The organism is Streptomyces sp. NPDC047869 (assembly GCF_040704065.1).
Taxonomy (GTDB): domain Bacteria; phylum Actinomycetota; class Actinomycetes; order Streptomycetales; family Streptomycetaceae; genus Streptomyces.
On the sequence record NZ_JBEYRK010000016.1, the window covers coordinates 68,343 to 80,443 of the forward strand.

At 74.3% G+C, this 12,101-nt stretch carries 12 protein-coding genes; 6 read left to right on the plus strand and 6 right to left on the minus strand.

Going from position 1 to position 12,101, the window contains the following annotated elements; translation table 11 throughout:
* Positions 1–6: 6 nt before the first annotated feature.
* A complete protein-coding gene (locus AB0924_RS21485) occupies positions 7–738 on the minus strand; it encodes a ZIP family metal transporter (protein ID WP_366912185.1) in 732 nt (243 codons plus the stop codon).
* A 126-nt stretch (positions 739–864) separates the two neighbouring features.
* On the opposite strand from AB0924_RS21485, the gene cobM reads away from it, so the two are divergent.
* The 6 genes from cobM to cobC are packed head-to-tail and all read left to right on the plus strand — an operon-like array spanning position 865 to position 7,197.
* Positions 865–1,683, plus strand: a complete 819-nt coding sequence (gene cobM / locus AB0924_RS21490; protein WP_358931968.1) for a precorrin-4 C(11)-methyltransferase — start codon at positions 865–867, stop codon at positions 1,681–1,683.
* The gene (cbiE, locus tag AB0924_RS21495) at positions 1,680–2,912 is read left to right on the plus strand and encodes a precorrin-6y C5,15-methyltransferase (decarboxylating) subunit CbiE (RefSeq protein WP_366912186.1); all 1,233 of its coding nucleotides are present in this window, start codon (positions 1,680–1,682) and stop codon (positions 2,910–2,912) included. Before cobM ends, cbiE begins: the two co-directional genes overlap by 4 nt.
* Positions 2,909–4,624, plus strand: a complete 1,716-nt coding sequence (gene cobJ / locus AB0924_RS21500; protein ID WP_366912187.1) for a precorrin-3B C(17)-methyltransferase — start codon at positions 2,909–2,911, stop codon at positions 4,622–4,624. Before cbiE ends, cobJ begins: the two co-directional genes overlap by 4 nt.
* A complete protein-coding gene (locus AB0924_RS21505) occupies positions 4,621–5,208 on the plus strand; it encodes a precorrin-8X methylmutase (protein ID WP_358931821.1) in 588 nt (195 codons plus the stop codon). The genes cobJ and AB0924_RS21505 overlap by 4 nt, the downstream gene beginning before the upstream one ends.
* On the plus strand, positions 5,205–6,131 hold the full coding sequence (locus AB0924_RS21510) for a sirohydrochlorin chelatase (protein ID WP_366912189.1): 927 nt from the start codon (positions 5,205–5,207) through the stop codon (positions 6,129–6,131). Before AB0924_RS21505 ends, AB0924_RS21510 begins: the two co-directional genes overlap by 4 nt.
* Complete coding sequence (cobC, locus tag AB0924_RS21515; RefSeq protein WP_358931817.1) at positions 6,121–7,197, plus strand: Rv2231c family pyridoxal phosphate-dependent protein CobC; 1,077 nt, start codon at positions 6,121–6,123, stop codon at positions 7,195–7,197. The genes AB0924_RS21510 and cobC overlap by 11 nt, the downstream gene beginning before the upstream one ends.
* Before the next feature lie 76 nt (positions 7,198–7,273).
* Here the strand turns inward: cobC and AB0924_RS21520 are convergent, their stop codons facing one another.
* The 5 genes from AB0924_RS21520 to AB0924_RS21540 all read right to left on the minus strand — a co-directional run bounded on the left by AB0924_RS21520 (position 7,274) and on the right by AB0924_RS21540 (position 11,974).
* On the minus strand, positions 7,274–8,182 hold the full coding sequence (locus AB0924_RS21520) for an SCO1860 family LAETG-anchored protein (RefSeq protein ID WP_358931815.1): 909 nt from the start codon (positions 8,180–8,182) through the stop codon (positions 7,274–7,276).
* Positions 8,183–8,369: 187 nt separating this feature from the next.
* The gene (locus AB0924_RS21525) at positions 8,370–9,461 is read right to left on the minus strand and encodes an amidohydrolase family protein (RefSeq protein ID WP_358931813.1); all 1,092 of its coding nucleotides are present in this window, start codon (positions 9,459–9,461) and stop codon (positions 8,370–8,372) included.
* 43 nt (positions 9,462–9,504) lie between these two features.
* Positions 9,505–10,305: an amino acid ABC transporter ATP-binding protein gene (locus tag AB0924_RS21530; RefSeq protein ID WP_359554961.1), complete on the minus strand. Its 801-nt coding sequence runs from the start codon at positions 10,303–10,305 to the stop codon at positions 9,505–9,507.
* The gene (locus AB0924_RS21535; RefSeq protein WP_366912190.1) at positions 10,302–11,135 is read right to left on the minus strand and encodes an amino acid ABC transporter permease; all 834 of its coding nucleotides are present in this window, start codon (positions 11,133–11,135) and stop codon (positions 10,302–10,304) included. The genes AB0924_RS21530 and AB0924_RS21535 overlap by 4 nt, the downstream gene beginning before the upstream one ends.
* Entirely contained in the window at positions 11,132–11,974 is an 843-nt protein-coding gene (locus AB0924_RS21540) for a transporter substrate-binding domain-containing protein (RefSeq protein WP_366912191.1), read from the minus strand. Before AB0924_RS21540 ends, AB0924_RS21535 begins: the two co-directional genes overlap by 4 nt.
* Between the last annotated feature and the right edge of the window lie 127 nt (positions 11,975–12,101).

Genomic DNA, 12,101 nt, shown 5'->3' on the forward strand with positions numbered 1-12,101 from the left:
GTGCGGTCAGCCGCCGGAGACGCCGACCACCAGCCAGATGAAGGCCGCGCCCGCGACCGTGCACAGCAGGGTGGAGCGGGCGGGGTGCTCGTGGTGGGCCTCGGGGAGGATCTCGGCGGCGGCGAGGTAGAGCAGTACGCCGCCGAAGAGGCCGAGATAGCCGCCGAGCACCGGCTCGGGGATGTGGAAGAAGACCGTCGACAGCGCGCCCACCAGGGGGGCGCAGGCGTCGGCCACGAGCATGCCCACGGCCCGGCGGCGGGCGTTGCCGTACAGGCTCGTGATGGTGAAGGTGTTGAAGCCGTCGGCGAAGTCGTGCGCGATCACGGCGAGCGCGACCGACGCGCCCATGCCGCCGCCCACCTGGAAGGCCGCGCCGATCGCCACGCCGTCCATGGCGCTGTGGCCGACCATCGCGGCCGCCGCAGTCAGGCCCACCTCGGGCGCGCGGTGCTGGTGCTCGGCGCCCCCGTGCGCCGCCTGGCGCGCGGCCAGGGTGCGCTCCACCAGATGGGCCAGCAGGAAGCCGGCCACGAACAGCAGCAGGGCCGCGGGTACGCCGAAGATCTCGCGGTCCGCCGCGTGCAGCGCCTCCGGCAGCAGGTCGAGGCCGACCACGCCCAGCATCAGGCCGCCGGCCAGACCCAGGACGAGATGGCGACGGTCGGTCACACGCTGTGCCGTCCAGCCGCCGGCCAGCGTCATCAGGAACGCGCCGAGCGCGACGAGGACCGCCATGGCCCCTTGCTATCCGATGAAGGCGCCTTCGCGCACATCCGGCGCCTTCCGCACGCCCCCAGACCCTGACGTTTCATCCCAGAACAGACCCGCGTCTTTCCTACGAGAGGACCCCTTCCCATGGCCATGGCCGATGCCCCCGCCGGCAAGGTGACGTTCGTCGGTGCCGGCCCCGGCGCCGCCGACCTGCTGACGTTCCGGGCCGCGCGCGCGATCGCGGCCGCCGACGTGGTGATCTGGGCGGCGAGCCTGGTGCAGGCCGAGGTCCTGGAGCACGCGCGGGACGACGCGGAGATCCTGGACTCGGCGGCGATGTCGCTGGAGGACGTGGTCGGCGTCTACCGGCGGGCCCACGCCGAGGGGCTGGAGGTCGCGCGGATCCACTCCGGGGACCCGGCGCTGTGGGGCGGCACGCAGGAGCAGCTCGACCGGTGCGCGGAGATCGGCATCGCGACCGAGGTCGTGCCGGGAGTGTCCTCGTTCTCCGCCGTGGCCGCCCTCGCCCAGCGGGAGCTGACCATCCCCGAGGTGGCCCAGTCGGTCGTCCTGACCCGGCTCGGCGGCGGCAAGACGCCGATGCCGCCCGGTGAGGAGGTGCGCGAGTTCGCCCGGCACGGCACCACGATGGCGGTGTTCCTGTCGGCGGCGCGCAGCGGCCAGCTGGTGCGGGAGCTGCTGGAGGGCGGCTATCCCACGGACACCCCCGTGGTCGTCGCGTACCAGGCGACCTGGCCGGAGGAGCTGATCGTCAGGTGCACGATCGGCACGCTGGAGGAGACGGTCAAGGAGCACAAGCTCTGGAAGCACACGCTCTTCCTGGTCGGCGCGGCCCTGGACGCCCACGGGACCCGCTCGCACCTGTACCACCCCGGCCACTTCCACGGGTACCGCAAGGCCGACCCGGAGGCACGGCGGGCGCTGCGCGAGCAGAGGGCGAAGAGTTGATCACGGTCGTCGGTACGGGGACGGGCGCGCCGGTCGCGGACGAGGTGCTCGCCGGTGCCGCCCTCGTCGTGGGCGGGCGGCGGCACCTGGACGCCGTGCGCCTGCCCGAGGGGGCCGGGCGGCTCGTGCTCGGGCCGCTGGCGCCCGCCCTGGACGCGATCGGGGAGTACGCGGACCGGGGGCTGCCGGTGGTCGTGCTGGCCTCCGGGGACCCGGGGTTCTTCGGGATCGTGCGGGCGCTGGCCGAGCGGTTCGGGGCGGGGCGGCTGGACGTGCGGCCGGGGGTGTCCTCGGTGGCCACCGCGTTCGCGCGGCTGGGGCTGCCGTGGGACGACGCGGTCGTGGTCAGCGCGCACGGGCGTGATCTGCGGACGGCCGTCAACGCGTGCCGGGCGCATCCGAAGGTGGCCGTGCTGACCGGGCCCGGCGCCGGGCCGGCCGAGCTGGGAGCCGCGCTCGGCGGCGGCCGGCTGCTGGTCGTGGCGAGCGCGCTGGGCGATCCGGAGCACGAGCGCGTGGAGCGGGTGACGCCCGCCGAGGCCGCCGCCCGGGACTGGGGCACGGCGGTGAGCGTGGTGCTGTGCCTGGACGAGGCGCGGACGCTGGGCGCCGTGCGGACGGTCGCCGGGGCGGGGGCGCGGCCCGCCGGATGGGCCCTGGACGAGGGCGAGTTCGCGCACCGCGACTCGATGATCACCAAGTTCGAGGTGCGGGCGCTGGCGCTCGCCCGGCTGGGGCCGCGCCTGGGCGACCTGGTGTGGGACGTCGGGGCCGGCTCGGGGTCGGTGGCCGTGGAGTGCGCGCGGCTCGGCGCGGCCGCCGTCGCCGTGGAGCGGACCGCGGACGGCGTCGAGCGGATCCGGGCCAACGCCGCCGCCCACGGAGTCGACGTGGACGTGGTGCACGGTGCGGCGCCGGACGCGCTGGACGGTCTCGACGACCCCGACGCCGTGTTCGTCGGCGGCGGGGGGCGCGAGATGCCGGCCATCGTCGGCGCGTGCGCGCGGCGGGCCCGGCGGACCGTCGTCGTCGCCATGGCCGCCCTGGACCGGCTGCCGGCCGCGCGCGCGGCGCTGACGGGCGCGGGGCTCCGCTGCGAGGGCGTGCTGCTGCAGTCGTCCCGGCTGGCGCCGCTGCCCGGGGACGTGACCCGGCTGGCGGCGGCCAATCCGGTTTTCCTGCTGTGGGGCGTCCGTCCCCCGGCATCCAGTGAAGGAGTAGCGAAGTGATCGGCCTCATTTCCGCCACCGCGGCGGGCGCGGCGGCGCGGGACCGGCTGGCCGCGGCCTGGCCGGACCGTACGCGGGTGTACGACGGTGGCGCCGGGGATGCCGTGCGGGCCGCGTTCGCCGAGTGCGAGCAGCTGGTCTGCTTCCTGGCGACGGGCGCGGTGGTACGGCTGCTCGCGCCGCTGCTCGGCGACAAGGCGGCCGACCCGGGCGTGGTGTGCGTGGACGAGGGCGGCCGGTTCGCGGTGTCGCTGCTCGGCGGGCACGGCGGCGGCGCCAACGAACTCGCCCGCGAGGTCGGCGGGTTGCTGGGCGCCGAACCGGTGGTGACGACCGCGACGGACGCGGTGGGGCTGCCGGGTCTCGACACCCTCGGGTTCCCGTTCGAGGGGGCGGTGGCCGCGGTGTCGCGGGCGCTGCTGGACGGCGAACCGGTCGCTCTGGAGGCCGAGGTGCCGTGGCCGCTGCCCGCGCTGCCCACCTCGCCGCGGGGCGCGTACACCGTACGGCTCACCGACCGGGCCGTCGCGCCGGGCGAGCGGGAGGTGCTGCTCAGGCCGCCGTCTTTGGTGGTCGGCGTGGGCGCCTCCCGGGGCGCGCCGGCGGACGAGGTGCTGGCCCTGGTCGAGGAGGCGCTGCGGGAGGCGGGCCTGTCGCCGCGGTCGGTCGCCGAAGTCGCCACCGTGGACGCGAAGTCGGAGGAGCCGGGCATCGTGGCCGCCGCCGGGCGGCTGGGGGTGCCCCTGGTGACCTACCCGGCGGAGGAACTGGCGGACGTGGCGGTGCCCAACCCGTCCGGCGCGCCGCTCGCGGCCGTGGGCACGCCGTCGGTCGCGGAGGCGGCGGCACTGGCGCGCGGTGGTGAACTCCTCGTGCCCAAGCGGAAGTCGGTGCGCGCCGACGGCCGGCCTGCGATGGCGACCTGCGCGGTGGTGCGGCGTCCGGGACGCGGACGGCTCGCCGTGGTCGGGCTCGGGCCGGGCGCCCGGGACCTGCTCACCCCGCGCGCGACGGCCGAACTGCGGCGGGCCTCGGTGCTGGTCGGCCTCGACCAGTACGTCGACCAGATCCGCGACCTGCTGCGGCCCGGCACCCGGGTGCTGGAGTCGGGGCTCGGCGCGGAGGAGGAGCGGGCCCGTACGGCCGTGGCGGAGGCCCGGCGCAGGCACGCGGTGGCGCTGATCGGCAGCGGGGACGCGGGCGTGTACGCCATGGCCTCCCCGGCGCTCGCCGAGGCGTCCGACGACATCGACGTGGTCGGTGTGCCGGGCGTGACGGCCGCGCTGGCCGCGGGGGCGATCCTGGGCGCGCCGCTGGGCCACGACCACGTGTCCATCAGCCTGTCCGACCTGCACACGCCGTGGGAGGTCATCGAGCGGCGGGTGCGGGCGGCGGCCGAGGCGGACATCGTGGTCACCTTCTACAACCCGCGGTCCCGGGGCCGCGACTGGCAGCTGCCCAAGGCGCTCGCGATCCTCGCCGGGCACCGGGACCCGGCGACGCCGGTCGGTGTGGTGCGCAACGCCTCCCGGCCGGACGAGTCGAGCAGGCTGACCGCGCTCGGCGAACTCGACCCGGCGACGGTCGACATGATGACGGTCGTCACCGTGGGCAACACCGCGACCCGGAACATCGCCGGCCGCATGGTGACCCCGCGCGGCTACCGCTGGCAGGAGAGCACGCAGACCGGCCCGCGGGAGGGCGCCCAGTGAACCGTGTCGTCCACCCCATCGAGCAGGAGTCCTTCCGGCGGCTGCGCGCCCGCCTGGACACCTCGCACTTCCCGCCGCTGACCAGGGCGGTGGTGGAGCGGGTCATCCACTCCGCCGCCGACCTGGAGTACGCGACCGACCTCGTCACCGACGAGGGCGATCTGGTGAGGGCGCACGCCGCGCTGCACGCCGGGGCGCCCGTCGTGGTGGACGTCGAGATGGTCGCGGCCGGCATCACCCGGCGGGAGACCGTCTGCCGGCTGAAGGACGCCGTGGCCGGTCCGGGGCTGACCCGTTCGGCGCACGCGGTCCGGCTCGCCTACGAGCAGGTCGGTCCGGGCGCCCTGTGGGTGATCGGCTGCGCGCCGACCGCCCTGGAGGAGCTGCTGACCCTGGACGCCTCCCCGGCGCTCGTCATCGGCCTGCCCGTCGGCTTCGTCGGCGCGGCCGAGTCCAAGGAGGCGTTGCGCGCGAGCGGGCTGCCCGCCGTGAGCAACGTGTCCGAGAAGGGCGGATCGGCGGTCGCCGCCGCCGCGCTCAACGCCCTGCTGTACCAGCCGATTTCCCCGGAGGAGACCCCGTGACCACCCCGCCGCCCGCCCTGCTCATCGCCGGCCACGGCACCCGGGACGAGGCCGGAGCCGAGGCGTTCCGCGACTTCGTGCGGGAGCTGGGCCGCCGTCACCCCCAACTGCCCGTCGCCGGCGGCTTCATCGAGCTTTCCCCGCCTCCGCTGGGCGAGGCGGTCGCCGAGCTGGTGGAGCGGGGCGTACGGCGGTTCGCGGCCGTCCCGCTGATGCTGGTGTCCGCCGGGCACGCCAAGGGCGACATCCCGGCGGCGCTGTCCCGGGAGAAGGAACGGCACCCGGGCATCTCGTACACCTACGGACGCCCGCTCGGCCCGCACCCGGCGCTGCTGAACGTGCTGGAGCGGCGGCTGGAGGAGGCGCTGGCCGGTACGTCCGCCGAGCGGTCCGACGTGACCGTGCTGCTGGTGGGGCGCGGGTCGACCGACCCGGACGCCAACGCCGAGGTGCACAAGGCGGCCCGGCTGCTGTGGGAGGGGCGCGGCTACGCGGGCGTCGAGCCGGCGTTCGTGTCGCTGGCGGCACCGGACGTGCCGAGCGGCCTCGACCGGTGCGCCAGGCTGGGGGCGCGGCGCATCGTCGTGCTGCCCTACTTCCTGTTCACCGGCATCCTGCCGGACCGGGTGCGCCGGCAGACCGAGGAGTGGGCGGCCGCCCGTCCGGAGCTGGAGGTGCGCTCGGCGGACGTCATCGGGCCCGAGCCGGAGCTGCTGGACCTGGTGATGGAGCGGTACGCGGAGGCCGTCAAGGGCGATCTGCGGATGAACTGCGACTCCTGTGTGTACCGGATCGCGCTGCCGGGCTTCGAGGACAAGGTGGGGCTGCCGCAGCAGCCGCACTTCCACCCGGACGACGACGGTCACCACCACGGGCACGGGCACCACCATCACGGGGGGCACTCGCACAGCCATGCGCGCTGAGGAGACCGGGGACGCCCCGGGCCCCGGGCACGATCTGCGTCATCACGGCGACGCCGAGATGCGCGACGACGGCGCCGGGCTGGTCGATCTCGCCGTCAACGTCCGCGCGGACACGCCTCCGCCGTGGCTGCGGGAGGAGATCGCCGCCTCGCTGCCGTCCCTCGCGGCCTACCCGGACGGGCGGGCCGCGCGGGCGGCGGTCGCGGCGCGGCACGGGCTGCCGGTGGAGCGGGTGCTGCTGACGGCGGGGGCGGCGGAGGCGTTCGTGCTGTTGGCGCGGGCGCTGAAGGTGCGCCGGCCGGTCGTGGTGCATCCGCAGTTCACCGAGCCGGAGGCGGCGCTGCGGGACGCGGGGCACACCGTGGACCGGGTGCTGCTGCGGGAGGCGGACGGGTTCCGGCTGGATCCGGCGGCGGTGCCCGAGGACGCGGACCTGGTGGTGATCGGCAATCCGACGAATCCGACGTCGGTGCTGCATCCGGGCGGTGTGATCGCCGCACTCGCCCGGCCCGGCCGGGTGCTGGTGGTCGACGAGGCGTTCATGGACGCGGTGCCGGGTGAACGGGAGGCGCTGGCCGGGCGGACGGACGTGCCCGGTCTCGTCGTGCTGCGCAGCCTGACCAAGACCTGGGGGCTGGCCGGACTGCGCATCGGGTACGTGCTGGCCGCGCCGGAGACGATCGCCGAGCTGGAGCGGGCCCAGCCGCTGTGGCCGGTGTCGACGCCGGCGCTCGCCGCGGCCGAGGCGTGTGTGGCGCCCCGGGCGCTGGCGGAGGCGGCGCACGCGGCCCACCGGATCGCGGCGGACCGCGGCCATCTGGTGGCGGGGCTCGCCGCGTTCGCGTCCCGCGGGGTGCGGGTGGTGTCGCCCGCGGAGGGGCCATTCGTGCTGGTGCGGCTGCCGGGGGCGGGTGCCGTGCGGCGGCGGTTGCGTGAGCTGGGGTACGCGGTGCGGCGGGGGGACACGTTTCCCGGGCTGGACGGGGACGCGTGGGTACGGGTGGCGGTGCGGGACCGGGGGACGGTGCGCGGGTTCCTGACGGCGCTGTCGGCCGCGCTGCCGTAGCCGGGGCGCCCCCCTGGGCCCCTTTCCCACCGGCCCGCCCGTCTGCGGGCCGCGAAGGCCGTCCCCCCGGCCGTCGTCAGCTCCTGCGGCGGCGGGCCACCGTGACCGCTCCTCCGCCGAGCAGCAGCAGTGCCAGTGCGCCGCCCGCGATGTACGGGGTCGAGGAGCTGCCGCCCGTTTCCGCGAGGTCGGCCTCGGCGCCCGGGGCACCCTGGGGCTTCACCTCGGGGGCGGTGCCGGCGTGGGTCGGGGTCACGTGCCGGGCGGGTACCGGGGTCTCGCAGGTGGCCTTGGCCAGGGTGACCGTGCCGTTGACCTCCGCCACGTTCAGCTTCAGCGGGTTGACGGAGACCTTGAGTTCGAGCGCCGTGGCGGCCGCCGTACGGGACGTGGTCCGGCGCTGGGAGAGGTCGAGGCGGACCTCGCCGACGCCGGGCACCTTCACCTCGGCCGGGCCGCCGGCGGTCAGCGAGACCCGCTTGCCGAGGACCGTGACGGCGCCGAGGACGTTCGCGGAGGCGACCGGCTTCTTCCCGGCGGCACAGGTCGCCTCGGCGGTGACCGTGCCGACCTCCACCACGGACAGCAGCGGCAGGCCCGGGACGTGCAGCCTGGCGTGGGCGAGACGGACCGAGCCCTCGGCGAGCCGGCCGTTCGCCGTCGCCCTGGCCGAGGCGGCCTGCGCGGCGAGGACCGTGAACGGCCGGCCGCCGTTCACGCCGTCGAGCCGGGCCGTCAGGGTCGTCCTGTCCGCGCTGCGCGGCGCCTGGACCTCGTTGAGGCTGACCGCGAGCGGGACGTTCACGGTTTTGTTGAGCAGGGACACGTCGAGCCCGGTGCGGAGCACGACGGCGGAGGCGCGGCCGTGACCGGTGGTGGCGTGCGCGGCGCTCGCGCCCAGCAGCGCGGGCGCCGCCGCGAGCGCGGTGACCGTCGCCACCGTGGCGAGCCTGCGTGCGGGCATGCGGAAGTTGTTGCTGTTCAAGGCGGTGGGACCCCCAGAGGAAACTTGCTTGGGACCCGTCAACCTTTACGCACTGTGGGTGAACGGTCAGCGATCCTGCGTCACTTCACTCCATCGTGGAGTTTCAGCACGTCTCTTCGAATCCTCGGGCACGTGCGTTCCCCTGCCCCGCCCGGGCCCCGCCGCCCGCTCGCCGGCCCCGCCGTCCCTACTCCACCACGCGTCCGTTCAGCACCACCCGGCGCGGGGCCGCCAGTACCCGGACGTCCGCCCGCGGGTCGGCCTCGTACACCACGAGGTCGGCCGGTGCGCCCTCATCCAGGCCGGGACGGCCCAGCCAGGCACGGGCGCTCCAGCTCGCCGCCGCCACCGCCCGGACGGGCGGGATGCCCGCGGTGACCAGTTCCGCGACCTCGGCCGCGACCAGGCCGTGGGCCAGTGAGCCGCCGGCGTCCGTGCCGACGTAGACCGGGATCCCGGCGTCGTGGGCGCCGCGCACGGTGTCGTAGCGGCGCTCATGGAGCCGGCGCATATGGGCCGACCAGCGCGGATACCTGCGTTCGCCGCCCGCGGCGAGCTGCGGGAAGGTGGCGATGTTGACGAGGGTCGGGACGATCGCCACGCCCCGCTCGGCGAAGAGCGGGATCAGGTCGTCCGTGAGGCCCGTGGCGTGCTCGACGCAGTCGATGCCGGCCTCGACCAGGTCACGGAGCGAGCTCTCGGCGAAGCAGTGCGCGGTGACGCGGGCGCCCAGCCGATGGGCCTCGGCGATGGCGGCCTCGGCCGCCTCCCGCGGCCAGCAGGCGGACAGGTCTCCGAGGTCGCGGTCGATCCAGTCGCCGACCAGTTTCACCCAGCCGTCGCCGCGCTCCGCCTCCCGGGCGACGTGGGCGACCAGGTCCTCCGGCTCGACCTCCCACGCGTAGTTGCGGATGTAACGGCGGGTGCGGGCGATGTGCCGGCCCGCCCGGATGATCTTCGGGAGGTCCTCGCGGTCGTCGATCCAGCGGGTGTCGGAGGGGGAGCCGGCGTCCCGGATCAGCAGCGTGCCCCGCTCCCGGTCGGTCAGCGCCTGCTTCTCGGCGGTGTCCGCGTCCACCGGGCCGTCGGTGCCGAGGCCGACGTGGCAGTGCGCGTCGACCAGGCCGGGCAGCGCCCAGCCCTCGACGGTGGTGATGTCACGCGCCCCGGCGGGGCGGTCGTAGGAGACGCGGCCCCCGACCACCCACAGTTCGTCGCGGACGTCCTCGGGCCCGGCCAGGACCCGCCCCCTCACATGCAGCACCGCGTCATCGCTCATACCCGGCACCCTAGCCAGCCGGGGCCCGGGCCCACCCACCGGTCTACCGCTCGGCTCCGGGCCCGCCCACCTGGTCCGAGGTCTCCTCCTCGACCTCGGCCATCGCCGGGTCCAGCAGACGGGAGAGGAAGTGACGGGTGCGCTCGTGCCGCGGGGCGCCGATGACCTGGCCGGGGCGGCCCTCCTCGACGATCAGGCCGCCGTCCATGAAGACGACCCGGTCGGCGACCTCGCGCGCGAAGGTCATCTCGTGGGTGACGACCATCATGGTCATGCCCTCCTCGGCGAGCCGGCGCATGACCGCGAGGACGTCCCCGACCAGTTCGGGGTCGAGCGCGGAGGTCGGCTCGTCGAACAGCATCACCTCGGGGCCCATGGCGAGCGCGCGGGCGATGGCCACCCGCTGCTGCTGGCCGCCGGAGAGGGAGGACGGGTAGGCCCGCGCCTTCTCGGCCAGGCCGACGCGGTCCAGGTTCTCGGCGGCGATCCGGGCGGCCGTCGCCTTGTCCCGGCCGAGGACCCGGCGCTGCGGCAGCGTGAGGTTGTCGGTGACGTTCAGGTGCGGGAAGAGGTTGAACTGCTGGAAGACCATGCCGATACGGCGGCGTACGGCGTCGATGTCGACGTCGGGGTCGGTCAGTTCGGTGCCGCCGACGAAGACCTGGCCCTTGGTGGGCTCTTCGAGCAGGTTCACGCAGCGCAGCAGCGTGGACTTGCCGGAGCCGGAGGGCCCGATGACGCAGACGACCTCGCCCTGGCCGATCTCCAGGTCGATGCCGCGCAGCACATGGTTGTCGCCGAAGGACTTGTGCAGGTCCCGGACCTGGATCTCCGCGCTGCTCATCGGATCGCCTCCTGGGACCTGGACTCCATGCGCCGGACGACGTAGCCGAGCGGGATGGTCACCAGCAGGTAGCACAGGCCCGCGACCAGGATAGGCGTGGAGTTGGCGGTGGTACTGGCCAGATCGCGGCCGTACTTGGACAGTTCGCGCTCCTCCAGGGTGACGCCGAGGAACAGCACCAGCGAGGAGTCCTTGAAGAGCAGGACGAGTTCGTTGGTGAGCGGCGGCAGGATGATCCGGAAGGCCTGCGGGACGATGATCGAGACCATGGCCCGGGTGGGTGAGAAGCCGAGCGAACGGGCGGCCTCCATCTGCCCCTTGGGCACCGCCTGGATGCCGGCGCGGATCGTCTCCGCCATGTACGCGGCCGAGACCAGGCCGAGCGCGATGGCGACCTTGCCGTAGGTGCCGCCCGGGATCTCCGTGCCCGGGAAGGCCAGCGGCACGGCCACGCCGACGAAGATGAAGATCAGCAGCGCCGGCAGACCGCGGAAGATCTCGATGTAGATGCCCGCCACCCAGCGGTACGGGCCCACGGACGACAGCCGCATCAACGCGATGACCATGCCGAGGACGAGTCCGACGACGAAGCCGGACAGCGTGTAGAGCACGGTGTTCTTCAGCGCCAGCGTGATGACCTCGGGGAACATCTGCTTGGCGATGCCGCCCTGGGCGAACTGGTTCTTCAGCCGGCCCCAGTCCGCCGCGACCGCGAACGCGATCACGGCGGCGGCGAACACCACGTACTGCACGGCCCGGGACAGGCTGCGCCGCTGCCGCCGGGTCAGGCCCTTCTTCTTCGGCTGGAGTCGTACGCCGGTGTCGGTCATGAGGCCGAGGGAGAGGCGGCGGACGCGTCGTACGGGCCGATCCACTTCTCGTACAGCTTCTTGTACGTGCCGTCGGCCTTCGCGTCGGCGATCGCCTTGTTCAGGGCCTCACGCAGCTCGGTGTTGCCCTTCTTGACGGTGAAGCCGTACTGCTCACCGGTCTTGAGGTTGCCGACGACCTTGAACTTGTCCGCGTTGGCCTTGTCCTTCAGCCAGCCCTGGACGACCGGGTAGTCGATGACGACGGCCTGGACCTGGCCGGTGCGCAGGCCGTTGAGGACCGCGTCGGAGGACTCGAAGGAGATCGGGTCGTAGCCCTTGCCCTTGACGTAGTCCTCGCCGGTCGTCTGAGCCTGAGCGCCGAGCTTCTTGCCCTTTGCCTTGACGTCCTCGAGGGAGTTGACCCCGCTGCTCCGGTCGACGAGGACCGCCTGGGTGGCCTCGAAGTACGGGTCGGAGAAGTCGACGTTCTTCTTGCGTTCGGCGGTGATGGTCATGCCGGCCGCGGCCAGGTCGCACTGCCCGGAGTTGAGGAACGCGCCGGTCTTGAAGTTCTCGAACGGCGTGTCCAGGATCTGCTGCTTGACGCCGAGGTTCTTGGCGACGAGGTCGACGAGGTCGACGTCGAAGCCCTGCACCTTGCCGTTCACCTCCGACTGGAACGGCGGGTACGGCAGGTGGGTGCAGGTGGTGAGCTGCCCGGCCTTGACGAGGTGGACCCCCTTGACCGTGGCGCCGCTCCCCCCGTCGCCCGAGGAGCAGCCGGCCACGAGCACGAGCCCGGCCGTGGCGGTGGTGGCGGCCAGAAGGCGGGTCCGGCGCCGGAGGAGCGTATTCATGGGGGATCTCCAGTGGGGGAATCGTGGGTTCCGATTATAAGGAGAGGTTTGGGTCTCTCAAATCAAACCGATGGCCGAAGGGCCTTCCGGCCTGAGAACTCGCCGGTCGCCGGGGCGGCGGAGGGCG

Excerpts from the sequence above, each read along its gene's own strand:
- cobC (WP_358931817.1), top strand. The coding sequence starts at position 6,121 with ATGCGCGCTGAGGAGACCGGGGACGCCCCGGGCCCCGGGCACGATCTG.
- AB0924_RS21530 (WP_359554961.1), bottom strand. The coding sequence starts at position 10,305 with ATGAGCAGCGCGGAGATCCAGGTCCGGGACCTGCACAAGTCCTTCGGC.
- AB0924_RS21485 (WP_366912185.1), bottom strand. The coding sequence starts at position 738 with ATGGCGGTCCTCGTCGCGCTCGGCGCGTTCCTGATGACGCTGGCCGGC.
- AB0924_RS21540 (WP_366912191.1), bottom strand. The coding sequence starts at position 11,974 with ATGAATACGCTCCTCCGGCGCCGGACCCGCCTTCTGGCCGCCACCACC.
- AB0924_RS21535 (WP_366912190.1), bottom strand. The coding sequence starts at position 11,135 with ATGACCGACACCGGCGTACGACTCCAGCCGAAGAAGAAGGGCCTGACC.
- cobM (WP_358931968.1), top strand. The coding sequence starts at position 865 with ATGGCCGATGCCCCCGCCGGCAAGGTGACGTTCGTCGGTGCCGGCCCC.
- AB0924_RS21525 (WP_358931813.1), bottom strand. The coding sequence starts at position 9,461 with ATGAGCGATGACGCGGTGCTGCATGTGAGGGGGCGGGTCCTGGCCGGG.